The organism is Pseudomonas marginalis (assembly GCF_001645105.1).
Taxonomy (GTDB): Bacteria; Pseudomonadota; Gammaproteobacteria; order Pseudomonadales; family Pseudomonadaceae; genus Aquipseudomonas; species Aquipseudomonas petroselini.
This window is the reverse complement of record NZ_LKEG01000060.1, coordinates 197299-221254: the sequence shown is the minus strand read 5'-3', so window position 1 is coordinate 221254 and position 23956 is coordinate 197299. Positions and strand designations below refer to the sequence as shown.

The window sequence follows — 23956 nt, the reverse complement described above, 5'->3', positions numbered from 1 at the left end:
TGAAGGACTCGCACGCTTACGAAGTGCTCTTGAACGGACACACACCACCTCACGGCGTCAGTTGGAAAGCTTTGCCCGCCAGCAGAACACCGCGCTCACCGCAATCGCCAAGCCCGCCAGGCCGAACACCCACGGCGCCGAGGCAATCGGCAGCAGCAGGCCGGCGAGCAAGGGCCCGAGGCCGGCGCCGATATCCCGCCACACGGCATTCGAGGCCAGGGCCGACACGCGCATCGAACCGGGGTTGCGCTCGGCCACCAAGGTGGTCACCAGCGGCAGTTGCAGCGCGCGCAGCACCAGCACCGCCGCCGCGCCGACGATCACCCAGTAACTGCCGAATGCGGTCAGGGCCAGGGCACTCAGGAACGAAAACAGCAGCAGCATCGAGGTGGCGCCAAACCGCTGGGCCGCGCGGCCGCCCAGGGGGCTCAGGAGCATTTCCGAGACATAGCGCAGCGCCATCAGGCCACCGGCGATCAATACCGCATCACCGCCCAGCAGCTTCTGTGCCTGGATCGACAGGCCGAAGATAAACAGGCCATCCAACGCCACCCCTTCGATAAACGACCACACCGCCACGCTGTCCGGCCACTTGAAGCGCCGCCCCGGCGTGCTGTGCAAATCATGCCCCACCGTCGGCAAGCCGCGCGCCATCCACACGCCCACCAGGCAGCACCCGGCCAGAATCAGAAAGATCGGACGCGGCCCGGCCCACAGCGTCAACCAGCCGCCCAACGGCAGCGCCAGCATCGGCCCGAGGGCGATCAGCGCACGGGAACGCCCGGCCCGGCGTGCGGCGCCGGCCGGTTCCGAGGTGGCCAACACTTGGGTGGACAGGTTCAACGCGGCAAAACACAGGCCCCACACCAGCCGCAGCCCCAACAACGCAGCGAAACCCGACAACAGCGAGTTGCCAACGGCGCACAGGGTCGCCGCACCGGCGGCAATCATGCAGGTCAGGCGGTCGCCGTTGCGCGCGTAGAAATTGAGCACATGCCGGTAGCCGAAAATCCGCACCAGGCGGTTAGCCGCCAGCAGCACCCCGGCCTGGGCCAGGGTGATGCCGAACGCCTGGGATTCCATCGGCAGTAGTAGGTACAGCAGCACATCACTGGGCAAGCATAAAGCCAGGGTCAGCGCGGCGCGGCGGGAGTTCGTATCAGCGGTACGGAGGGCCAGGCTGGACATAAATCTGAAACATCCCGAAATACTCAGGTCGCCACGGTAGCCTTCCACACCGGTGTTTTACAACGCCCAATCATGGCTTTTTCCCATAGGGCAACAGACGCAAGCCGCTGGCCACGGCCCCCACCCCTGCAAACCCGCAGCCCAGCCACAGCGCATAATGCGGGCCGCTGGCGAGGGACAGGTGGAAACACAGGGCCACCAGCGACGCCCCCAGCGTTTGCCCCAGTAAGCGCGAAATCGCCACAATGCCGCTGGCCCCACCGCTGCGGGCCAACGGCGCACTGGTCATCAACGCCTTGAGGTTGGGTGACTGGAAGAATCCAAACCCGGCGCCGCACAGTGCCATGCGCCAGCCGATATCAAACGCCGAGGCGCCGCTGTCCAGGCTGGCCAATGCGGCCATCCCCACGCTGAGCATCAACAGGCCGATGCCGCACAGCAAACCCAGGGACACCCGGTCGGCGAGGCGCCCCGCCACCAGCGCCATCACCGCGACCACCGCCGGCCAGGGCGTCATCAGGAAACCGGTTTCCACCTGGCTATGGCCCAGCACCGCCTGCAACAAGAAGGGCAGCGACACAAAGGCCAGGCCCTGGGCGCTGAAGGCACAAATAGCAGTCAGGGAAGACAAGGCAAACACCGGGCGCTTGAACAGGTCCAGTGCCAGCATCGGCGCCGGGTGCCCGGCCTGGCGCCGCAGCAGCAATACGCCGCACACCAGCGCCACGGCGATCAGGCCCAACGTCAGCGCGCCCTGGGCGCCGTGCACGGCCGTACCGAGCCCCAGCACCAGCAGGGCAAACAGCCCGGCGCACAACAACGCCGCGAGTCGGTCAAAGGCATGCCCGGTCATCGGCAACGTGGGTAATGAACGCAGGCCCAGTGCCAAGGCAAGCAAGCCCAACGGCACGTTGATCAGGTACAGCCAGTGCCAGGTCGCCACCGACAGGATCGCCGACGCAGCAGTCGGCCCCAACGTAAATGCCAGCCCCACCACCAACGAGTTATAGCCCAGGCCGCGCCCGAGCATTTTTGACGGGTAGATATGCCGCAGCAGCGCCGTGTTGACGCTCATGATCGCCGCCGCTCCCAGACCTTGCGCCACCCGCGCGGCGGTCAACGTCAGCAGCGACCCGGCCAGGCCGCAAAACAACGACGACACGATAAACAGCAGCAGCCCGCCGAGATACACCCGGCGGTGCCCCAGCACATCACTGAGCGACGCAAACGGCAGCACCGTGGCAATGATCGCCAACTGGTAGGCGTTGACCACCCAGATCACCGACGCGGAATCAGTGCCAATGCCCTCAGCCAGGGTCGGCAACGCCGTGTTGACGATGGCCGTGTCCAGGGTCGCCATGCCGATCCCCAGGGAGATCGCGATCACGGCAGGCAGGCGTTTATTGAGGGGCAACCCATCGGCAACAGAAGACATGAACAATCCGCGCAGGTGACAAAGGCCTTTAGATTAAGGGCTGCGGCGATTTTTTTCAGTGCTGGATTGGGTGGCTGTCAGTATTTTCATGTTCGCCAGGGCCCGGTCCTCGCCATCACGCCCACGGCTTCGGCAAAACCGGCTTGGGGCGCCGACGACGTTCACACATGACTCACCCCCACAATCAATTCACTGCCCAGCCAACCGGCCAGGTACTCACCTGCCTGCATCACGCCAGCCTCTTCGCCCAGGCGCTGCACCAACCACTTGCACAGCCCGGCGAAACTGCCGTCGGCCTGCACCTGCTGCAACGCCTGAAGCTCCAACGCCTCCACCTGGCGCAAGCGCGAGGTGAATTGGCGCCGCCACACCAACACACCGCCCGCTTGCGCCAGCATGACGGCCTCGGGCGGGGGCGCTTCCTGCCACAACGCCGACCAGATGGCCTCGGCATTGGTGGTCAGGCCGTGGCAGCGCAACGACGGTGTCAGTTGCAGCACCGCCGTGTCCCAGTCCAACTCGGCCAACGCCTCCAACCTCAAAGGCTGCGCATCGGCGGCGACAAAAGCTTCATTCAGGGCCGACTCGATCCAGGCCAATTCATGCACATCCGGATTGCGCGGGAACACGGCTTTCAATGTTGCGTAGAAACCCTCGGGGTACACATCCAAGGTCCAGGCGTGGGGTGGATGGTTGTCGATATGGCGGATGCTCGCGGCCAGGAACGCCTCTTCCCCGAGCCAACGGCGCAGGTTGGGAAACGCCTGTTCCAGGCAGCCCACCAACTGCGCGCGGTAGTTGTTCTGGTACACCGCCAAGCCTGCAGGGTGATTGCCCAGCCGGTGTGCGGACTCGTCCGTCGCGCTCACCAACCAGCTGCGAAAGGTCTGCTGTAGCTGCGCCAGATTCATCGTTGCGCGCCCAAGGTGCGGGCCATCGACAACTCCTGGAGCAGTTCGGCGAGCGGTGGGATTTCATCATCGCGCTCGATCATGGTCGCTACGGGGCCCAGCCTGGCGATGGCCTGCGCGTACAGTTGCCAGACGCCGCTGCAGACCGGGCTGTCATGGCTGTCGATCAAGATGTCACGGCCCTGGCTATGCCCGGCCAGGTGCACCTGGCGCACGCGCTCGGCGGGGATGCCATCCAGAAACGCCAGGGCGTCGAAACCGTGGTTGCTGGCACTGACGAATACATTGTTGACGTCCAGCAGCAGTTCACAGCCGGTGCGCTTGGCCATGGCCGCAATAAATTCCCATTCGGTCATGCAGGCGCCTTCAAACGCCAGGTAGCTGGAGGGGTTTTCAAACAGCAGCGTGCGGCCGAGCACGTCTTGGGCCTGATGGATATTGGCGCACACGCGGTCGAGTGCTTCGTCGGTGTAGGGCACGGGTAACAAATCATGGGCGTTGAAGCCGCCACTGCGCGACCAGCTCAGGTGGTCGGAAACGAACAGTGGCTGGACCTCGTCCACCAGCGACTTGAGGCGCTGCAAGTAATCGGTGTCCAGCCCTTCGGCCGTGCCGATGGACAGGGACACGCCGTGCAGTGCCACCGGGTAGCGCTCTCGCACCCGGCGCAGGATATGCCGGGGCTGGCCGCCCGCGACCATGAAGTTTTCGGAGATCACTTCGACGAAATCCACGGGCACCGAGGTTTCCAGGAAGTCGCCGTAGTGCTCCTTGCGCAGTCCCAGGCCGTAGCCGGAGAAGTGAGGGTTGGGGGTGGGCATTGTGTTCTCCTTCAAGACTGGGGCGGGGGCGTTTGTTTGTGCTGGGGGTGCAAGCGCGCGCGCCAAAAAAGCGGGCTCCAGCTTCGCTGTCGAGCGGGAGCAAGCGCCCTCGCCACAGCAAGCTTCCTTGTCACAGAAAGCTTGCTCCCACAGGGGGTCAGGGTATTACTTCGGTTCGGTCAGCGTGCCGCCCGCCTTGAGGCATTCGGACGGGGTCTTGACGATCACGCCTTCGCCCTTACAGCTGTTGAGGCCCTTGCAGTCGTTCTTGGCGGTGGCGCACAGGCTGGTGCCTTTGCAGGTGTTGACGCCGTAGCAACGGCCGGTTTTTTCCGGCTGGTCGGCGGCGCTGGCAGCCGTGGCAAATGAAGCGGACGCCATGGCGATCAGGGCAGCGGCGGCGGCGAGGTTCAGGCGGGACTTGAGTGCAGTGTTCATGGGTGTTTCTCCGGGGTTGGGATGGATTACTGGATGACCGAAGCAGCGTCTTCGATGACCTTCGCCACAGCCTCGGGCTGGGAGATGTACACCGAGTGGCTGGCCTTGATGTCGGTGACCTTGGAACCGGCGCGCTGGTACATCCAGCGCTGCAGGTCCGGGCTCAGCGCACGGTCTTCGGTGGAGACCACCGCGTAGGTCGGTTTTTTGTGCCAGGCGGCGGCCCACACGGTGCCGCCGAACAAGGCGGTGGTGGCGGGCACTTGGGAGGCGGCCATGAAGTCGGTGCGGTTGGGGGTCAGGTCGGCGGCAACGTCGGCGTTGAACTTGGCGCGGTCGAAAAACAGGTGACCGTCGCGGCTCTGCTTGATGCCATCGCTGGGCGCCGGCATCGAGCCGATCAGTTGGGCCATGTTCTCGCCCACTTCCGGCTGCAGCGCCGAGACGTAGACCAGCGACTTGACCTTGTCGCGGTCGCCGGCAATCGAGATCACCGCGCCACCGGAGCTGTGGCCCACCAGCACCACCGGGCCGACTTGTTGCTCCAGCACTTCACGCGCCTCGGCCACATCGGCGGCCAGGTTCTCGTGGCCCTGGTGCACCACGGTGACCTTGTAGCCCTTGTGAATCAGGATGTCGTGTACCACGCGCCAGCCGGAACCGTCGACAAACGCACCGGGCACGATCACCACGCTTTTACCGGTGCCGGGCTGCGGGGCATCCGCCGCCTGGGCCAGCAGTGGAACAGTCAGGGCCATGGCCAGGGAAGAAAGCATACGCATTGCAAATCTCCATCACAGTTATCAACGTTTGCCCGAGATCAGGCGATCCAGCGACCAGGCCCCACCGCCGTACGCCAGCAGCGGCAACAGCAGGCCCGCCCAGGTCAGGTGCACCGGCCAGGCGTCGGGGTACACGAACACCTCGATCACCAGGGTCATGCCCAGCAGCGCGACGGCAGACGCACGGGTCAGCAGGCCCAGCACCAGCAACAGAGGGAACAGGTGTTCGGCGTAGGTCGCCAGGTGCGCCGCCCAGTCCGGCGGGATCAGCGGCAAGGCGTATTCCGAACGGAACAGGGTGTAGGTCGACGGCTTGAGTTCAAGGAACCCGCTGACCTTGGTGCGCCCCGACAGGAAGAACACCGCCGCGATCGCCACCCGAGCCACCAGCAACAGCAGGGCCTCGGGGAGCAGGCGCTGGATCACGACCACCTGGGCCGCTCGGTTCATGGCTGTTCCGTCAGGCTGCCGTAGCCTTTAGGCGTCTTGATCTGGGTGCAGGTGCCTTGGTCGACCAATACCCAGGCGTTGCCCTGGTAGTCGGTGGTGGCGGTTCCGGCGCATGAGGTGCCTTTGCCTGCGGCGCAATCGTTGGCACCGGCGAGGGACACGCCGAAGCATTTTTCCTGGGGCTTGGGCTCATCGGCATGGGCCACGGTGGCGAAAGCGCTGAGGGACAGGGCGAGGGTTGCCGCGAGGGCTGCGTAAGGACGCTTCATGGGGTGAGTCTCCTGGCTTGACTGAGTGTGGCCAGGGCGCCTTGGGGGTCGATGACCGCCTGCGCCAACTGGTGAACAGAGTTAACGCCAGGCGTGTATCCGGTCTGTGTCGCGAACGCGATAGAACGTCATGCGGGTGTATCAGGAGGGGGCGGGGATACAGTTCGATACACAGTCACTGACACAGTGCTGAAAAGCGACCCTCGCCCCAGGAGGTGGAAAACAGGTCACGATCAATAGGTAATCTGCAGGGTGGGCCCTTGCACCGTCATGCAGCGATTACAGGCCAACTGGTCAGCCGCCATCTGGGGGTTCCACGGCCCGATGACACCGTCGCGCTTGCCCTTGTCATCCACCGAGTCCAGTGCGGCCATCACATTGTCGCGATTGGGCTTGAGCAGTTCCCGGGCCAGTTGCGTTTCTTTATCTTTTTGCGCGTCGCCCGTCAGCGAACGACCGGCCACTTCGCGGATTTTATCCGTCGTTGCATTCGGCGTCGTGGGGTGTTTGAACGCTTGGAAATTGTCACCAAAGGCTTTGGCCAGGTCCGAATCCGACATCTTCGAAAAGGGCGTGGAGGCCGGACTTGGCGGCGGTGAGGCGTGCGATATGGAAATACGTGAAATCAGCATGTGTGAGCGCTCCTGGACGGTTCGACGATTGCGCCTTGCATCCTGTATGACAGACACCCGGCAGGTAGCGAGTGTGTGGCTGCGTGTGGTGAGACGGTTCCAGCGTGCCTGCGAGGCAGGCACCTGCGCGAATCAGGCGGATCGTGCTGAAACTATCCCACGCAAGCCAGCGCTCACCGTCTAGAGGTTTGCTGCCGGGAGGATCGCACTCAGGTCCAAATGGCCATCCTTCAACGGCGGGCACCAGTAGTAACCGCCGGTCAAGGGCGTGCTGATGCGGTACAGGCCATCGACAATCCCGTCTTCCAGGCCGCTCATGCGGCGCAGTTGCGCCTCGAACGCATCGAAGGAGTGGCCGAACGCGAGGAACATCAACCCGGCCTGGCCGTTCTCGGCCCATGGCATCGAGCGGCGCACCACGAAGGCTTCCGGGGTGAAGCTTTCCTGCGCGGTGCGCTTGGTGTGGGCGGATTCGGGGGCGTCTTCGAGTTCTTCGTTGTCACCATGGCGTCGGCCGATGATGTGATCGCGCTCTTGTGCAGGCAAGGCGGCGAAGCCGTCGAGGTCGTGCTGCCATTGCTGGAGGGCGGCGAAGCTGGCGCCGCTGTCGGTCAGGGCGGCTTCAACCGCCGCGTCGTCGTGGGGGTTTTCGGTGCCGTCTTCGTAGTCGGTGAGGTCGAAGCCCGTCTTGTAGCGGAAGCCTTCGATCATCTGCACCAGCCGAAACGCCGAGGCCAGGGCCTTTTCAACGGCGCGGCTGCGCAACAGCAGCTCACCGCGATCCACGCCATGCAACCACACCCACAACGCCTGTTGGGTGGACGGGTTATGCGCGCCCGGCCCGCTGACCATCGGGAAGGCGCGCAGGCCTTCAATCCGGGCGCCGAGTGCGGTGACCAGCGGCTCACCCACCCCGATCACTGCCGCCGAATCGGCCCACTGCACCAGTGCGTCCAGCGCAGCAGGCACGGCGGCCAGGGAGTCCACGGCAAAAAACAGATGACGTGCCTGCAACGGCACCGGTGCGGCAAGAATGCCCGGCTGGTACTGACTCATGTGAACTCCTTCAAGAAAGCCGCGCAGTTTACCCGGCGAGCGCCCCTGTGCGTACTGCAAAGCGCACAAGCCTTGCCATAGAGCCCCGTGTTGGGTGACTCTCTAGTCATGTTTTGCAAGTATTCCAGGGGTAGCGACATGACCACCAGCAACCTGCTCACCCAGCTGTTTCCCACCTCCACCGCCGATATTCCCGAACAGTTCCGCCTGGCGGCGCCTATCGAACAGCGTGATTACCTGGTCGACGGCCAGTTGCAGGTATGGAGCGGCCCCTTGGCCCAAGTCCTCAGCCCGGTGCAACTGGGCGATGCACGCGTGCACATCGGCAGCACGCCATTGCTGGATGCCGACACCGCCCTCACCGCCCTCGACGCCGCCGTGCGCGCTTATGACCGTGGCCAGGGCGAATGGCCGACGATGCGCGTGGCAGACCGCATCCAGCATGTCGAAGCGTTCTTGCGGCGCATGCGTGAACAGCGTGATGCGGTGGTCAAGCTGCTGATGTGGGAAATCGGCAAGAACCTCAAGGATTCGCAGAAAGAATTCGACCGCACCTGCGACTACATCACCGACACCATCAATGCCCTCAAGGAACTCGACCGTCGCTCCAGCCGCTTCGAGCTGGAACAGGACACCCTCGGCCAGATCCGCCGCGTACCACTGGGCGTGGCGCTGTGCATGGGCCCCTACAATTACCCGCTGAATGAAACCTTCACCACGCTGATCCCGGCGCTGATCATGGGCAATACCGTGGTGTTCAAGCCGGCCAAGCTCGGTGTGCTGCTGATCCGCCCGTTGCTGGAGGCGTTCCGCGACAGCTTCCCGGCCGGGGTGATCAACGTGATCTACGGCAGCGGCCGCGAAACGGTCAGCGCGCTGATGGCCAGCGGCAAGATCGATATCTTTGCGTTTATCGGCACCAACAAGGCCGCCAGCGATTTGAAAAAGCTGCACCCCAAGCCGCACCGCCTACGTGCGGCGCTGGGCCTGGATGCGAAAAACCCCGGCATCGTGCTGCCTGAGGTGGACCTGGACAATGCCGTCAGTGAAGCCGTCACCGGTTCGTTGTCGTTCAATGGCCAGCGCTGCACCGCGTTGAAAATCCTGTTCGTGCATGAAGATGTCGTCGACAGTTTTATCGACAAATTCAATAAAAAAGTCGCCACGCTCAAGCCCGGCATGCCGTGGGAAGACGGTGTGGCGCTGACGCCATTGCCCGAAGCAGGCAAGGTAGATTATCTCAACAGCCTGGTAGCCGATGCCGCGCAACACGGCGCTAAGGTGGTGAATGAACACGGCGGTGAAAGTCGCGGCACGTTCTTCTACCCGGCGGTGCTGTACCCGGTGAACCCGCACATGCGCGTTTACCATGAGGAACAGTTCGGCCCAGTGGTGCCGATCGTGCCTTACCGTGACCTGGAGACCGTGATCGAGTACGTGCTGGACTCGGATTTCGGTCAGCAACTGAGCCTCTTCGGCACCAATGCCGTGGAGGTCGGGCGCCTGGTGGACGCTTTCGCGAACCAGGTCGGCCGTATCAACATCAACGCCCAGTGCCAGCGCGGCCCGGACACCTTCCCGTTCAATGGGCGCAAGAACTCGGCCGAAGGCACGTTGTCAGTGCATGACGCCTTGCGCGTGTTCTCCATCCGCACGCTGGTGGCGACCAAGTTCCAGGAGAGCAACAAGGCGCTGGTCAGCGACATCCTGCGCAACCGTGACTCAAGCTTCCTGACCACCGACTACATCTTCTGAAAACAACACACACCCTGAATTTTGAGGCCACTTTAAGACCGATGAACCTGCCCTTCTTCGCCCGGCGCCTGCTGCGCCCCTTGCTCGACCCGTACCGCCGTTATCGCCATGCCAAGCTGATCCACGCCGTGCGCGTGTCCATCGGCTTGCTGGCCACCATCCTGCTGACCACCGGCATCAACCTGCCCCACGGTGAGTGGGCCTCGGTGACCATGCTGATCGTGATCGGCGGCTTGCAGCACCACGGCAATATCGGCAAGAAAGCCGTGGAGCGCGCCTACGGCACCTTGATCGGCGCCAGCGTCGGTTTGGTGCTGGTGGTGCAACAGGCTTATTTCGGCCAGCCGTTTTTGACCTACCTGTTGATGTCGGCGGTGTGCGGGTTCTTTTCGTATCACGCCATCGGCAAGGGCGGCTATATAGCGCTGCTGTCGGCAATCACCGTGTTTATCGTCGCGGGCCATGGAGACAACCCGATCTCGGACGGCCTGTGGCGCACGGTCGATATCCTGATCGGCATCGTCCTGGCCCTGGCGTTCTCCTTCGCCCTGCCGCTGTACGCCGTGTATTCCTGGCGCTACAACCTGGCCAGCGCGCTGCGCGATTGCGCCGAGATTTACAGCCGGATCATTAATGGCGAGTCAGTCACCGACGATCAACACCTGAAGCTGCTTAACCGGCTGAATGCGGCGATGTTGCAGTTGCGTTCGTTGATGCCGTCGGTGTCCAAGGAAGTGCGGATATCGATGACCGAACTGGACACGATCCAACGTCATCTGCGCATGTGCATCAGCACCCTGGAGATTCTCGGCAATACGCGCCCGGATCCGCGGGATGAACAGGCGATGGCACGGATGCAGGTGATGTTGAAGGCCGAGCACCGGCAGATTCGAGTGCAATTGGTGGGGATGGCGCGCGCCTTGAAGTCGGGGGTAACGGAGCGATTGGAGCGGCCGAGTCACGCCAGCGGTGCTGAGCCTGCGCTGGACGTGCCGGTGTATAGCGCGTTGGATGGCTATCGGCTGCTGACGTTGCAGCTGGCGCAGAATGTGGATGCGATGCGCCAGCGGCTGGCCAAGAGTGCGGGTCGCTGGAAAATCTGAATCCGCTCGCCGAAATAGGAAAATTCCCAAAGATTTACGGATTTCAAGGTTTTCACACTTTGCCTTACAAAGTTTTCACGTTTTATTCACATCGCGGAACGTAGGGTGAAGCCTCATCCGTTACAAACGTTGTACATCAAGCCCGCCGCCCCAGCGGGCTTTTTTTTGCCTGAAAAACCGCTCAGCGAGAAGCCTTGGCGACAGGCGCTGCGGCGTGTTCACGGATGGCGCGCTGAGTGTCCAGCACCTTGGCCAACGCATGTTCCGCTTCCGGGCTCTGCTGCGGGACGCGAATCGCCGCCGACACCAGGGTGATCAACTTGGCCATCACCTCGGCATCCGTCGCCGGACGGCCCAGGCTCATGGAGTTCATCAACAAGCGCAGCTCGGTGCCAGCCATCACGCCAGAAATGGCCTTCAGGGCAAACTGCAAACGCACCCCCAATTCATTACGCGGCAGGTCCGGCAACGCCAGGGCGAAGGCTTCGAAGAAACGCTGGAACACCGGCTGGTAATGCACCTTGAGGTATTCCTGGATAAACGGCGACGTATCGCTGTACACCCGCCCCAGGAAACGGATGAACGAACGCCCTTCCCCACTGGCGCTGGCCGGGTCGCTGCGCTCCAGGCCCATGGCCGGGGCGAACAGTACGCCGAGCAACGTGTCGCAATCCAGCGGCCCGTCGGATTCGGCTTCACAGCGGGCCAACAGTTCCAGGCGCTGCTCGTTGAGCGGCTCCAGACGCTGCTTCAGCAGGGTTTGCATCAGGGAATCCTTGTCCCCGAAGTGGTAGTTCACCGCCGCCAGGTTGACCTGGGCACGCTCGGTAATCTGCCGCAACAAAACCGCGTCATAGCCGTATTTGATGAAGAGAGCCTCTGTCGCATCCAGCAGTCGAGTCTTGGTGATGTTTGGAGCGCTGACTTTCTTCGCGACCATAGAAGTTCCACGTGGGAAATATTGTTTTAAAAAATAATTTGATTTTTTATACCGGTGCCGTCGCTCGAAAGCAAGTAGTGACACTGCGCCATATGATCGAAAGCCTTGGCCGACGGGTTCCCCGGAGCGAGGCAAGCGTGTTTTGATTCGCCTTCCGGCCCCCTGAAGTAAGCCTTTTCCCAAGCTGAAACGGCTCTACATCGATGGCTGGCGAAGCAGCTGGAACGCGGTTAGTATTCAAACAATATTTTAAAAACAAGAAGCAAAAAAGGTCCATGGCGCGCGCCGAGGCGACCCCCTAACTTGTTACAAGGCTTTACCAGGGGAAGAGGACGGCAGCGTCGAGACTGAAGGCGTATTCATGATAGATACCCCCGCGCACCCAGGCTTGATCTCCCTGCAAGGCATCGGCAAGCACTATCAGCTGGCCGGGCAACACCTGTCCATTCTCAATGATGTATGCCTTTGCATCGCCCGTGGCGACAGCTGCGGCATCCTCGGCGCCTCGGGTTCCGGCAAAAGTACCCTGCTCAATATCCTGGGCCTGCTGGACCTGCCCAACGGCGGCCAGTACCACTTTGCCGGCCATGACATTTTCAACGCCACCCCTGATCAGTTGGCGGCCATCCGCAACCAGCAGATCGGCTTCGTGTTCCAGAGCTTCAACCTGCTGCCACGCCTCAGTGCCCTGGATAACGTCGCCCTGCCCTTGAGCTATCGCGGCGTGTCGCGCCAGGAATCGGTGGAGCAGGCCCTGCGCATGCTCGAACAGGTCGGCCTGGCCGACCGCGCCCACCATCGCCCCGCCGACCTCTCCGGCGGCCAACGCCAACGTGTCGCCATTGCGCGCGCACTGGTGGGCAAGCCCTCGGTCATATTGGCCGATGAACCCACCGGCAACCTCGACAGCACCACGGCCCAGGACATCATGGACCTGCTGCTGGCTCTGAACCGCGAGCAACAGGTCACCCTGATCATCGTCACCCACGACCCGCATATTGCCGAGCGCCTGGAACGTAAGATCCTGGTACGCAATGGCGTGGTACAAGAGGTTGGGCGCCTATGACCCCGCAGGTAGAGAGCAGCCTGCGGGTCGAACAGAGCCTCAGCCAACTGCTGCATGAAGCGTTCGTCAGCCTGCGCACCCTGGGCAAGCGCTCGATCCTGGCGCTGCTGGGTATCGTCATCGGCAGTTCATCGGTGGTGGCGTTGATCAATATCGGGCACAACGCGGCGGTGGACGCCGCGATGATTTTCAAGGACATGGGCACCGACACCCTGGTCGCCCAGTTCCCGGCCAAGAACGGCGGCACTATCACCACGCCCGCTCGCCTCGACCTGGACGCCGTGCGCCAAGCGGTACCGGGCATTACCCACATCGGCGCCCTCACCTTGTTCAGCGGGCCCATCGTGTTCCACGGCCGGACCGTCAACGCCAACTTCGTCGGCAGCACGCCGGACATCAAGGACGCGATGCGCCTGGTGGTGCAACAGGGACGTTTTCTGTCGAGCTTCGATGCCAACGAAACCTACGCCGTGATCGGTGACCCGTTGGCCGAGGCCCTGGGTTCGCCGGGCGACCCACTGCAGCTGGGCGACCGCGTGCGCATCAACGACTACCTGTTCCTGATCGTGGGCATCCTGCGCAGCCAGCCACGCGCGATGCTGATGCCGGTGCAGGCCAATGAGTCGCTGTTCATTCCTGCCGAAGGCATGCGCCGTATCTACGCCATGCCGCAGATCGGCAACGTGATCATCCGCGCCGCGCCCGGCCAAGACATGGAACGCCTTGCCCAAGAGGCCGCCGCAGCCTTGAAACCACAACTGCCCGACCACGATGTGGACATCCAGGTGCCCCAGCAAATGATCGACGGCATGACCCGGCAAAGCCGCACCTTCGCCTACCTGCTGCTGGCCCTCGGCGCGATCTCCCTGGTCGGCGGCGGCGTGGGGGTGATGAACGTGATGTTGATGAACGTCTCGGAGCGCCGTCGTGAGATCGGCATTCGCATGGCCCTCGGCGCGCGCCAGCGGGATATCCGTAACCTGTTCCTGCTTGAAGCCGTAACCCTCACCGCCGTCGGCGCCCTGTGTGGTGCGGTGCTGGGCATGACCGCTGCCTGGCTGTATGCCTGGCTGTCAGGCTGGGCGTTTGCCCTGGCCGTCGCCGCCCTCCCGCTGGGCGTGGGCAGTACACTGCTGGTGGGGTTGTTCTTCGGCCTCTACCCGGCGATCTCGGCCTCACGGCTGCAGCCGGTGGAGGCCCTGCGCGATGAATAAGTGGCTGCTGTGGCTTGCCCTGTTCAGCCTGCAGGGCGTGGCGGCCGACGTGGTGATCAAGCCGTCGGCACCGAGCACGACGCGCAGCGGCTATGAGCGCAGCGTCTCGCTGAATGCCCAGCTCACCACCCTGACCCTGGGCGATGCGGTGTACCTGGGCCTGCGCAACAACCCGGCGATCCGCAGCGCGTACCTGCAACGGGTGGCCCAGAAATTCGACCTGCGCGTGGCCGAAGACGTGTTCAACCCCAAACTCACGCTCAACAGCGCGTACCGCAGCACCCGCGGCTCCGCCGACAATGCGCGCAATGCCAACGTGGCGCCGGCCACCAGCCTGCTCGGCGAGTACGGTACGCGCTTGAGCATGGCCTGGACCCAGCAGCTGAACACCGCCGACCGCGCCGGCCGCTACCGCAGCGACGGCCTGGACCTGGCGATCATCCAACCGCTGCTGCGTGGCGCCGGCTGGGACGCCACCACCGCGCCGCTGCGCCTGTCGCGCCTGTCGGAGCAGGCCAACCGCCTGAACCTCAAGGCCACGGTGGCGCAGACCATCAGCCAGATCATCGCCACCTACCGCGAACTGCTGCGCGCCCAGGAACAACTGAGTATCGTCCAGGACGCCCTCAAGCGGTCCGGTACCTTGCTGGAAGTGAACAAGGCGTTGATCAGTGCCGGGCGCATGGCCGAGTTCGAAATCGTACAGACCGAAGCCGATATCGCCACCCAGCAACTGGGGGTGGAAGAGGCGCAAAACCAACTGGACACCAACCGCCTGTCGCTGCTGCGCCTGCTGGCCCTCGACCTGTCCACGCCGATTCGCGCCACCGAAGCCCTGGAGGCCAGGCCCATGCAGATCGACAAGCGCCAGGCGTTCAACCTGGCGCAGACCCAGCAGCCGGAATACCTCGCCGCCCTGCTCGGCAGCCAACAGGCTGACCTCAACCTGGTGATCGCCAAGGACTCCGGGCGTTGGCAGGTGGACCTGGTGGCCGGCGCCAATCAGGTACGCGACGCCTACGACAACGACACAGGCCGCTCCAACAACCGCACCTGGGACAGCTACGCTGGGGTGCAGGTGCAAATCCCCATCGGCGATATCAGCACGCGCCAGGCCGAAGTGCGCGCGCGGGTGAATGTGGAGGACCAGGAGATCCGCATCACCGATGCACGCCAGGAGCTGGAACGCAGCGTCAACGATGTAGTGCGCGACCTCGGCACGCGCTGGCGCCAGTATGAAATTTCCCAGCGCGCGGTGGAGTTGTCGCGGCGCAAGATCGAGATCGAGCGGGAGAAACTCAGCGCCGGGCGCTCCACCAACTTCCAGGTGCTGAGTTTCGAGACCGACCTGCGCAACGCCGAAAATGCGCGCCTCAATGCGCTGATCGCTTATTTGAACGCCCAGACCCAGCTCGACTTGACCCTGGGCATGACGCTGGAAAGTTGGGAAATCGCCCTCAATGACTACTAATCAGAAACGCCTGCTGGGCGCTGTATTGATCGTGCTGCTGGCGGGCGCAGGCCTGGCCCTGCACAGCCCTGCGTCCGATCCGGCGACCACCGCCGAGCACTGGCAGGAGGTTAAAGCCGACGCGCTGGTGCACCAGATCGGCCTGGTGGGCAGGATCGAACCCGACACCACCATCACCCTCACCGCGCCCTTCGACGGCAACGTACAGGCCAACCTGGTGGAACAAGGCCAGCGGGTCGAGGCCGGCCAAGTGCTGTTGCGCATGGACCCGGCGACCCTGGAAGTGCAGCTGCGTGAAGCCCTCTCCACGCAGCTCAAGGCCCGGCGCACCGTGCAAGAGATGCAGGACTGGAACAACGGCCCTACCGTCAGCCGCGCGCGCCGCAGCCTGCGCACCGCCGAAATGACCGCCGGCAACACCCAGCGCAAACTCACTGAAAGCGAAAACCTGTTCAAGCGCGGCATCATCCCGCGCAATGAGCTGGACGACCTCAAGCAACAAACCCAGCAGCAACAACTGGACCTCGCTTCCGCGCGCAGCGAACTGCAACAGGCCATCGACCAGGGCAAAGGCGAATACCGCCAGATCGCCGATATGGAACTGACCAATGCCACGGTGAAATACGAGGCCCTGCACACGTTGCTCGAAGGCAAGGACGTCAAGGCGCCGTTCGCCGGCATCGTGGTGCCGCCGCCCGGCAATCCTTCACCCCAAGGCGGCGGCAACAACACGGCCCCGGTGCAGGCCGGCAGCAAGGTCAGCCAAGGCCAGGTGCTGTTTGGACTGGCGAATATCGAACGGCTGAAAATCGTCGCCAAGGTGTCGGAGCTGGATATCAACCAACTGCACCAGGGCCAGGCGGTTGAAGTACTGGGGGATGGGTTTGATGGCGAGCGGCTGACCGGTTCGGTGAGCGTGGTCAGTGGCTTGGCGATTGCCAGTGACAGCCAGGGCAGCGCGCAGTTTCCGGTGACGTTATCGATTCCCAAGCTCACGCCGCAGCAGTTGCAGCGGGTGCGGCTGGGGATGAGTGCGCGGTTGACCATCGTGACCTACAACAATGCGCAGGCGATTGTGGTTCCGAGCCAGGCGATCCAGGCGGACAAGACCGTTGAGTACCGCGAGGCGATGGATAAGCCGGTGGAGCGGGTGAAGGTGACGACCGGGCAGTCGACGGCGCAGGGGGTTGAGGTGTTTGGGCTTAGGCCGGGTTTCGTAAAAGTCGGAAGCTGAACACGGTTCAAACTCTGGGAGCTGGCAAGCCAGCTCCCACCTTCAGATTTGTGTGAGCGTTGAGGCCAGCGCCTTGGCTTGCAGCGCTACATCCGTTACCGCCGTACTCTCCCACCACATCCCCCGCAAAGGCGGCCCCATGGCGAACAACCGCTGGCTGACCTGCCCCTGCGCATCCACCACCGCCCCCGATGCATCCGCCGCAATCCCCAACGCCAGCGGCCCTGGCTGAATCAGCCCACGCTTGAGCAACTGCTGCGGGAGCGGCCGGGCCACGCGGCGCCAATCGTATTCGATGCCGCTGGAGTTGATCAGCGCTGCGCCCGACACCTGGGTCACCGCGTGCTCGCCGCGATAACGCAAGCGAATGGTCACCCCTTGCGTCGCAGGTTCCAGGCCTTTGAACGACGCCGCCCGGATCCGCAACCGCCCTTCCTCTTGCAAGCGCGCCACCAACTGCGCGCTCAACGGCGGCGAGCGGTGGTGATGGCTCTCCCACCACGGCCGCACATGCCTCACGAACTGGCGTTTCTCGCCCGCGCTGGCCTGGCTCCAAAGACGGCCGATGTGCGCACGCACGGTGTCCAGCGGTGCCTGCCAATCGATGCCCTGCGCGTGCGCAATAGCGCATTGCCGACGCACCTCACGCAGCAATTGCCGGGGGCTGCGCAGGCGGTGATCCTCGCCGAGAAAATCCACCCAACTCGGCGGTTGCCGGCGCACATGGGGCAGCAGGCCGTGGCGCGAGAAAATTTCGATTGGCCCGCGATGCCCGGCCTGCTCGAGGGAAACCACGGCGTCGACCATGGTCAGCCCGGAACCGATGATCAGCACCGTCGCTTGCGGGTCAATCTCGGTCATCGCGCTCACATCCCAGGGGTCCACCGCCGCCGCGTTCAACCCGCTGGACTCGGTCTGTGGCGTACGCGCCGCCGGGAACATGCCGGTGGCCAGTACCGCGAACGCGCCGCGCAGTTGCTGGCCGTTGTCGAGGGTCAGCAGCGTTGAGGCTTCCTCCACGCGCAGGTCGACCACTTCACCGCGCACATGCTCGACGCTGGACGCTGACTGCGCCTTCGCCTCGGCCAAGCGTTGCTGGGCGTACAAGCCGAAAATCCCGCGTGGCGGGAACAGTTCGCTGATCGGTACGTGCTGCTGATCCGACTCAGGCCAGCCGTCAGCGCCGATAAAGTCGGTCAGCCATTCGGTGAGGTCGTCGGCATTGTCCGGGTCGACACTCATGCGCGCCGCATTGCCGTTCAGGGTGTGGCCCAGCTCGACGGCGCTGTAGGCCTCGCCCCGGCCGAGTTCCGCGCGCGGCTCGATCACCAGGATCTGGCGCTGGCCAGGCAGGCGCAACAGTTGCACGGCCAGCATCGTGCCGCTCAGGCCGCCGCCGATGATCAGTACATCGGCGTTGCAGATGGATTCAGTCATGCGGAGTCGCCCTTACTGTTTGCCCAGATAAATGTCATGCAAGTCGCCCCGCGCCAGCAGTTCAGCGGCGCTGCCACTCAAGGCCACGCGGCCAGTATCCAATACGTAGCCGTGGGACGCATAGTTCAGCGCGACGTTGATGTTCTGCTCGGCGATCAGGAAGCTTACCTGCTGCTCACGGTTGAGCTGCGCGATGATCGCGAAGATCTCCTGCACGATCATAGGCGCCAACCCCATGGACGGCTCGTCGAGCAGTACCAACGTAGGGCGGGTCATCAACGCCCGGCCGATGGCGACCATCTGCTGCTCGCCGCCGGAGGTGAGGCCGGCGCGGGTGTGGCGCTTGGTCTTGAGCCGTGGGAACCAGGCGTAGATGCGCTCCAGGTCGTGCGCCATGTCTTTGCGGCTCAGGCGCCGCACGAAGCCGCCGCTGCGCAGGTTGTCTTCCACGCTCAACTGGCCGAACACATGGCGGCCTTCCAGCACGTGGACCATGCCCTGGCGCACGCGCTGGCTGGGGTCGATGCCGGCCAGGTCGGCGCCGGCGTATTCGATCGTGCCCCGGCTGACCTCGGCCCGCTCGGCACGCACCAACCCGGAGATGGCCTTGAGCGTGGTGCTCTTGCCGGCGCCATTGGCACCGAGCAAGGCGACGATGGCGCCCTTGGGCACGCTCAGCGACACCCCGGCGACCGCGAGGATGGCGCCGTCGTAGATCACTTCAATATCGTTGACCGTCAGCAGCGACGGGCGTGTGGTGTCGGTGGCGGGCTGGCTCATGGTTTATTCATCCCCGGTGCAGGTACGTGGCGTCAGGCCTTTTTCCTTGGCGAACGCTGCCGACTTTTCATCGATCAGCGGGCGCAACAGGGCGCGGTCGGCGGCGATCCAGTCGCTGATCAGCGTCCAGTGAGCGCCGTCCCACTGCTGCACGCGCGCCGAGCCGCCGCCTTCGTGGTCGCGGCACGACAGTTTGAGGTTCTGCATCAGGCCCAGGTAACCCATGTCCTTCAAGCGCGCATCGTCGATGTTCAAGTGCTCCAGGCCCCAGCGGCCTTCTTCGCCATTGAGCGGGCGCTTGCCGAACTTGGCCTGGCCGGTGCGGATCGCTTCCACCGCCACGGCGGCGTTCACCAGGCCGGAGTTGTAGTAGACGCTGCCGAAGTTCTTCAGGTCCTTCAGGTCACTGTGGCCTTTGTCGAGGATGTAGCGCTTGAGGCGCTTGTGGATCTCAAAGTCGGCACCGGCTGGGTACGGCGTGAGCGCCAGGTAGCCTTTGGCGGCGGCACCGGCGGGCAATACGTCTTCGCTGGAGCTGGCCCAGATATCGCCGATGATGTGGTCCACCGGGAAGCCGAAGCGCGCGGCGGTCTTCACCGCGACCGGCGTGGACACGCCCCAGGTGCGCAGGAACACCCAGTCCGGGTTGGCCTGGCGCACCTGGCGCCATTGCGCAGATTGTTCGTTGCCAGGGTCGGCGACCGGAATCTGGATGTTTTCGAAGCCATATTTTTCGGCGAGCAGTTTCAGCGGGCCGAGGGTTTCACGACCGTAGGCCGAGTCGTGGTAGACCGTGGCGATCTTCTTGCCCTTGAGTTTGTCGAAACCGCCTTCGCGCTGCGCAATGTAGTTCACCAGCGTCGACGCCTCGCTGTAGAAGGTCAGCATCACCGGGAAATTGTAGGGGAACACCGTGCCGTCTGTGGCTTCGGTACGGCCGTAGCCGAGGGTGATCAGCGGGATCTTGTCGACTTCCGCCCGCTCGCTCAGCGCGTACGCCGCCGGGGCGCCGTTGGGCTGGTACACCGCGACCGGCGCGCCATCCAGGCCATTCTTGAAGCGCTCGTAGCACTCGATGCCCTTCTCCGCCGTCCATTCGGTCTCGCATTCCTGCCACACCAGTTTGACGCCGTTGATGCCGCCTTCGACCTCGTTGATGTAACGCAGGTAATCGATCATCCCCGCCCACACCTGCACGCCACTCGACGCATAGGCACCGACACGGTAAGTCGCGAGGGGAAAGAATTGCTGGTCGGGCGAGGCCACCGCCTGAGGCACAGCACCGGCCAGGGCAGCCAGCGCGAAGGCGGCGCCGGCCAGGGAACGTTTCAAGGATGCACGCATTTGGATTCTCTTAGTCAGTCAGAAACGTAGGGGCCATTGACGCAGCCGATCGCGAAGGTTGTGCAACAGGCGAATCAAGCCCTCGGGTTCCTTGATCAGGAACACGATGATCAACACGCCAAAGATGATTTTCTGCAGGTTCTGCAACTGCCCCGCATCCACCGCGCCACCAAACAGCGCCTGCCCGGCGTGGCTGAGAAAGATCGGCAGCAGGCTGATAAAGGCCGCGCCGACAAAGTTGCCGGCGATGCTGCCCATGCCGCCGATAATGATGATGAACAGGATCTGGAACGAACGATTGATATCGAAGCTGCTGGCGCTGGCCGTTCCCAGGTAGGCAAAGGCCCACAGCGCGCCGGCGATGCCCAGGTAGAACGAGCTGACCGCGAACGCCAGGCGTTTGTAGCGCACCACCGGAATGCCGACCACGGCGGCGGCGGTGTCCATGTCGCGGATCGCCATCCAGTTGCGCCCGACCTGGCTGCGCACCAGGTTGATCGCGGTCCAGGTCAGCAGCAGCACGGTGACCAGGGTCAGCAGGTAGCGGCCCAACGGCGTGTTGAGGTCGTGACCGAACAGCGCCAGCTTCGGCGCGGAGATAGTCCCGGACGAACCGTAGTTGTAGAACCACGGAAATTTGACGAACAGCCACTCCAGGAAAAACTGTGCGGCCAGGGTGGTGACCATCAGGTAGAAGCCCTTGATCCGCGAACTGGGCAGGCCGAACAACAGGCCGACCAAGGCGCTGATGACCCCACCGCCGAGCAGCGCCACCGGCAAACCCAATTCAGGCAGGCGTAACAGAAATCCATAGGTGGCAAACGCGCCGACGGCCATGAAGCCGGCCGCCCCCACCGATGTCTGTCCGGTGTAGCCGGTGAGCAGGTTAAGGCCCAGCCCGGCCAGCGACAGCACCAGGAACGGGATCAGGATCGCATTCAGCCAATAATCATTGCCCCACAGCGGCACCGCGATAAAGGCCAGCGCCAACAAGCCGATCAGGGCCCAGGGGATGCGCCGCTGAATCAGCAGCAACGGCGCGGTTTCTTGCGCAAGGGGGATCGACATGGTTTCAGACTCGCTCGATGGCGCGCTCGCCGAACAGGCCGGCGGGACGGATATACAGGAAGGCCAGGGCCAATACGTAGGCGAACCACGGCGTGATACCGCCGCCGATCAACGGGCCGATGTACACCTCGGCGAGGTTCTCCGCCGCGCCGACAATCAGCCCGCCGACAATCGCCCCGCCAATCGAGGTGAAGCCGCCGATAATCAACACCGGCAAAGCCTTGAGCACCACCAGCGACAACGAGAATTGCACGCCTTGACGCGCGCCCCACAGCAGCCCGGCCACCAGCCCGACGATCCCGGCCACCGCCCAGACAATCTGCCAGATGCGGTTGAGGTTGATGCCGATGGACAGCGCCGCCGTGGTGTCATCCGCTACCGCGCGCAGCGACACGCCGATGCGGGTCTTGTTGAACAGCAACGCCAGCACCGTCACCAGCACCACAGCGGCGGCGGCAGCGATCAGGTCGAACTGGCTGAGCATCAGCGGGCCGACGAACAGCGGCACGTCGTCGATACCCAGGTCGAGGGCGCGCACTTGAGCGCCCATCAGCCCCTGGGCCAGGCCCTCGATAATGAACGACAGGCCCAGCGTCGCCATGAACAAGGTGATCTGCGAACGGTTCACCAACGGCCTCAAGACCAGGCGCTCGATGAACAAGGCGCCGACGATCATTACGATCACCGTCAGCAGCAGTGCCAGGGCAAACGGCACGCCTTGGTCATGCAGGCTGACAAAGGTCAGCGCGGCGAACAGCAGCATCGAGCCCTGGGCGAAATTGAACACGCCACTGGCCTTGTAGATCAGCACGAAGCCGATGGCGACCAGCGAGTACATGGTGCCGGCGAGCAGGCCGCCGAGCAGGGTTTCAAAGAAGAACGTCATTCGTTTACCACTCCCAGGTAGGCCGCGATCACCTCGGGATTGGCCTGCACGTCGGCAGGCGTGCCGTCACCGACCTTGCGCCCGTAATCAAGCACCACCACATGGTCGGACAGGCCCATCACCACGCCCATGTCGTGTTCGATCAACACCACGGTGGTGCCGAGGTCGCGGTTTACGTCGGCGACGAAGCGCGCCATTTCCTGCTTTTCTTCGGCGTTCATGCCGGCCATGGGCTCATCCAGCAACAACAAGCTCGGCCCTGCGATCAACGCCCGGCCGAGTTCCACGCGTTTTTGCAGGCCGTAGGAAAGGTTGCCCACCAACACCTCCCGGTGAGCTTGCAGTTCAAGGAATTCGAGAATGCCCTGGGCCCGCAGCCGGAACGCTTCGGCTTCGCGGCGTGCGCGGGGTAAGCCGAGGGCCTGTTCGATAAAATTGCTGCGCATGTGCCGTGACAGGCCGGTGAGAATGTTGTCGAGCACGCTCATCTTTTTGAACAGCGCGTTGTTCTGGAAGGTGCGACCAATGCCGCGACGCGCAGCCCCCAAGGGGTCGATGCGGTGGAAGTGTTGGTCTTCGAAGACAATCTCGCCGGCATCGAAGCGATACACACCATTGAGCACATTGAGCAGCGAACTTTTACCTGCGCCATTCGGCCCGATCAGCGCGCAGATTTCGCCGCGCGCCACCTCGAAGGACAAGGCATTGATCGCCTTGACGCCCTTGAACGACAGCGAGATATCCCGCACCTGCAAAATGGCCTGGCTCATGCGATGTCCCGTGTGAACTCAGCCAGCCAGGTCGGTTCGGCCGTCGGTTTAAGCGGTTGCCAGATGTAGGCCAGGCGTTGGAAACCCAGCAGCTTGCGCACGCGGTTTTTCAGCAGGCGACGCACGCCGCTCTGCGGGTGGGCGATGGCCCAGTCGCACAAACGTCGGCGCCAGGTGCCGTGAGGCGCCAGGCGGCTTTCGATCTCATCGGCCAGATGCTGCAAACGCACGGGTGACAACAGCAGGCCGGTGGGGGCGACTTCGCTGCGATCGCGCCGCGCCGAGGCCAGGCTTTCCGGGAAGGCCAGGCCGTGACCGCTGTTCAGCCATTGCTCCAGCACCACCGCGAGACCGCCTTGCCAGTGGGTGCCCTCTTCGCTCCACAACGCGGTTTCGCCCGTGGGCTGCCACCAGCGTGCGAGGTGTTGCGCGGGGTCCAGCGGGCCGAGTAATTGGGCGAAATCCAGTAGATTCGCCGACTGCCAATCCCGTACGTGCTGGCGGCCTTGCACGTAAGAGTGAGTGGGGCGAATGCGCCACAGGTGGTGCTGGAGCGCCTCAGGATCCAGGTCATCGGCCAGGGTCAAGACCTGTCCACCGATGGCATGCGCCGCAAGCGCCAGCAGCAACAGGTTCGGTTCGAACGCACCGCTGAGGGCCAGCCGCGACTGCTCGCTGAAACCCTGATGGCGCAACCCGTCGGCCAGGCGTTCCACGTCACGCAAGGCGTCGATCCAGCGCCACGCGTACCACTGGCCCTGGCGCTTGTGGCGCAGGGCGGTGTGCAGCGGCGTGATCTGCGCCCAGTGGTGCAGTTGTTCCAGGGCCTTGGGCAGGTTGCCGAGCAGTTCGGCAGGCCACTCCGCGGTCAGTGGGCGTTTGAGTTCGTGCACGCTCATAGGGGTA

The 23956-nt window shown here is 63.6% G+C and carries 24 protein-coding genes; 6 read left to right on the top strand and 18 right to left on the bottom strand.

The window, feature by feature from the left end:
• Positions 1–57: 57 nt before the first annotated feature.
• The 10 genes from AO064_RS28750 to AO064_RS28705 all read right to left on the bottom strand — a co-directional run bounded on the left by AO064_RS28750 (position 58) and on the right by AO064_RS28705 (position 7982).
• Entirely contained in the window at positions 58–1188 is a 1131-nt protein-coding gene (locus AO064_RS28750; RefSeq protein WP_046035534.1) for an MFS transporter, read from the bottom strand.
• Positions 1189–1258: 70 nt separating this feature from the next.
• Positions 1259–2623, bottom strand: a complete 1365-nt coding sequence (locus AO064_RS28745) for an MFS transporter (RefSeq protein ID WP_064055382.1) — start codon at positions 2621–2623, stop codon at positions 1259–1261.
• Between the two features lie 161 nt (positions 2624–2784).
• Positions 2785–3534 (bottom strand): HvfC/BufC N-terminal domain-containing protein, encoded by a 750-nt coding sequence (locus AO064_RS28740; RefSeq protein ID WP_064055381.1) that lies wholly within the window; start codon positions 3532–3534, stop codon positions 2785–2787.
• Entirely contained in the window at positions 3531–4355 is an 825-nt protein-coding gene (bufB, locus tag AO064_RS28735; RefSeq protein ID WP_064055380.1) for an MNIO family bufferin maturase, read from the bottom strand. Before bufB ends, AO064_RS28740 begins: the two co-directional genes overlap by 4 nt.
• A gap of 165 nt (positions 4356–4520) precedes the next feature.
• Positions 4521–4793 carry a BufA2 family periplasmic bufferin-type metallophore gene (bufA2, locus tag AO064_RS28730; RefSeq protein ID WP_064055379.1) on the bottom strand — a complete coding sequence of 91 codons (273 nt, stop codon included), beginning with the start codon at positions 4791–4793 and terminating at the stop codon, positions 4521–4523.
• A gap of 26 nt (positions 4794–4819) precedes the next feature.
• Positions 4820–5575 carry an alpha/beta fold hydrolase gene (locus AO064_RS28725; RefSeq protein ID WP_064055378.1) on the bottom strand — a complete coding sequence of 252 codons (756 nt, stop codon included), beginning with the start codon at positions 5573–5575 and terminating at the stop codon, positions 4820–4822.
• A gap of 21 nt (positions 5576–5596) precedes the next feature.
• Positions 5597–6025: a DoxX family protein gene (locus AO064_RS28720; protein WP_064055377.1), complete on the bottom strand. Its 429-nt coding sequence runs from the start codon at positions 6023–6025 to the stop codon at positions 5597–5599.
• On the bottom strand, positions 6022–6294 hold the full coding sequence (locus AO064_RS28715) for a BufA1 family periplasmic bufferin-type metallophore (protein ID WP_064055376.1): 273 nt from the start codon (positions 6292–6294) through the stop codon (positions 6022–6024). The genes AO064_RS28720 and AO064_RS28715 overlap by 4 nt, the downstream gene beginning before the upstream one ends.
• A 233-nt stretch (positions 6295–6527) precedes the next feature.
• Positions 6528–6926 (bottom strand): hypothetical protein, encoded by a 399-nt coding sequence (locus tag AO064_RS28710; protein ID WP_043205546.1) that lies wholly within the window; start codon positions 6924–6926, stop codon positions 6528–6530.
• Positions 6927–7106: 180 nt separating this feature from the next.
• Positions 7107–7982 (bottom strand): Dyp-type peroxidase, encoded by an 876-nt coding sequence (locus AO064_RS28705; RefSeq protein ID WP_064055375.1) that lies wholly within the window; start codon positions 7980–7982, stop codon positions 7107–7109.
• 138 nt (positions 7983–8120) lie between these two features.
• On the opposite strand from AO064_RS28705, the gene AO064_RS28700 reads away from it, so the two are divergent.
• Together AO064_RS28700 and AO064_RS28695 are read left to right on the top strand one after the other, a co-directional pair.
• A complete protein-coding gene (locus tag AO064_RS28700) occupies positions 8121–9737 on the top strand; it encodes an NADP-dependent glyceraldehyde-3-phosphate dehydrogenase (protein ID WP_064055374.1) in 1617 nt (538 codons plus the stop codon).
• A gap of 41 nt (positions 9738–9778) precedes the next feature.
• Complete coding sequence (locus tag AO064_RS28695) at positions 9779–10840, top strand: FUSC family protein (RefSeq protein ID WP_064055373.1); 1062 nt, start codon at positions 9779–9781, stop codon at positions 10838–10840.
• Positions 10841–11021: 181 nt separating this feature from the next.
• Here the strand turns inward: AO064_RS28695 and AO064_RS28690 are convergent, their stop codons facing one another.
• Positions 11022–11780, bottom strand: coding sequence for a TetR/AcrR family transcriptional regulator (locus AO064_RS28690; RefSeq protein ID WP_012724971.1), 759 nt, complete (start codon positions 11778–11780; stop codon positions 11022–11024).
• A gap of 361 nt (positions 11781–12141) precedes the next feature.
• Here AO064_RS28690 and AO064_RS28685 point away from each other — a divergent pair, with 361 nt between their 5' ends.
• Genes AO064_RS28685 through AO064_RS28670 form a run of 4 tightly spaced genes read left to right on the top strand, consistent with a single transcriptional unit; the run spans position 12142 to position 16765 of the window.
• Entirely contained in the window at positions 12142–12846 is a 705-nt protein-coding gene (locus AO064_RS28685; RefSeq protein ID WP_064055372.1) for an ABC transporter ATP-binding protein, read from the top strand.
• The gene (locus tag AO064_RS28680) at positions 12843–14060 is read left to right on the top strand and encodes an ABC transporter permease (RefSeq protein ID WP_064055371.1); all 1218 of its coding nucleotides are present in this window, start codon (positions 12843–12845) and stop codon (positions 14058–14060) included. Before AO064_RS28685 ends, AO064_RS28680 begins: the two co-directional genes overlap by 4 nt.
• Positions 14053–15531, top strand: coding sequence for a TolC family protein (locus tag AO064_RS28675; RefSeq protein ID WP_064055370.1), 1479 nt, complete (start codon positions 14053–14055; stop codon positions 15529–15531). Before AO064_RS28680 ends, AO064_RS28675 begins: the two co-directional genes overlap by 8 nt.
• Positions 15521–16765, top strand: a complete 1245-nt coding sequence (locus AO064_RS28670; protein ID WP_064055369.1) for an efflux RND transporter periplasmic adaptor subunit — start codon at positions 15521–15523, stop codon at positions 16763–16765. Before AO064_RS28675 ends, AO064_RS28670 begins: the two co-directional genes overlap by 11 nt.
• Positions 16766–16807: 42 nt before the next feature.
• On the opposite strand, the gene AO064_RS28665 is transcribed toward AO064_RS28670, so the two are convergent.
• From AO064_RS28665 to AO064_RS28635, 7 genes are read right to left on the bottom strand one after another with little or no spacing between them, the layout of a single operon-like run.
• Entirely contained in the window at positions 16808–18202 is a 1395-nt protein-coding gene (locus AO064_RS28665; protein ID WP_064055368.1) for an FAD/NAD(P)-binding protein, read from the bottom strand.
• Positions 18203–18214: 12 nt separating this feature from the next.
• Positions 18215–18982 (bottom strand): ABC transporter ATP-binding protein, encoded by a 768-nt coding sequence (locus AO064_RS28660; RefSeq protein WP_064055367.1) that lies wholly within the window; start codon positions 18980–18982, stop codon positions 18215–18217.
• A gap of 3 nt (positions 18983–18985) precedes the next feature.
• On the bottom strand, positions 18986–20326 hold the full coding sequence (locus tag AO064_RS28655; protein ID WP_064055366.1) for an ABC transporter substrate-binding protein: 1341 nt from the start codon (positions 20324–20326) through the stop codon (positions 18986–18988).
• Positions 20327–20344: 18 nt separating this feature from the next.
• Positions 20345–21394, bottom strand: coding sequence for a branched-chain amino acid ABC transporter permease (locus AO064_RS28650; protein WP_012724979.1), 1050 nt, complete (start codon positions 21392–21394; stop codon positions 20345–20347).
• 4 nt (positions 21395–21398) lie between these two features.
• Entirely contained in the window at positions 21399–22280 is an 882-nt protein-coding gene (locus AO064_RS28645) for a branched-chain amino acid ABC transporter permease (RefSeq protein WP_064055365.1), read from the bottom strand.
• Positions 22277–23050 carry an ABC transporter ATP-binding protein gene (locus AO064_RS28640; protein ID WP_064055364.1) on the bottom strand — a complete coding sequence of 258 codons (774 nt, stop codon included), beginning with the start codon at positions 23048–23050 and terminating at the stop codon, positions 22277–22279. The genes AO064_RS28645 and AO064_RS28640 overlap by 4 nt, the downstream gene beginning before the upstream one ends.
• On the bottom strand, positions 23047–23949 hold the full coding sequence (locus AO064_RS28635) for an AMP-binding protein (RefSeq protein WP_064055363.1): 903 nt from the start codon (positions 23947–23949) through the stop codon (positions 23047–23049). The genes AO064_RS28640 and AO064_RS28635 overlap by 4 nt, the downstream gene beginning before the upstream one ends.
• Positions 23950–23956: the final 7 nt, after the last annotated feature.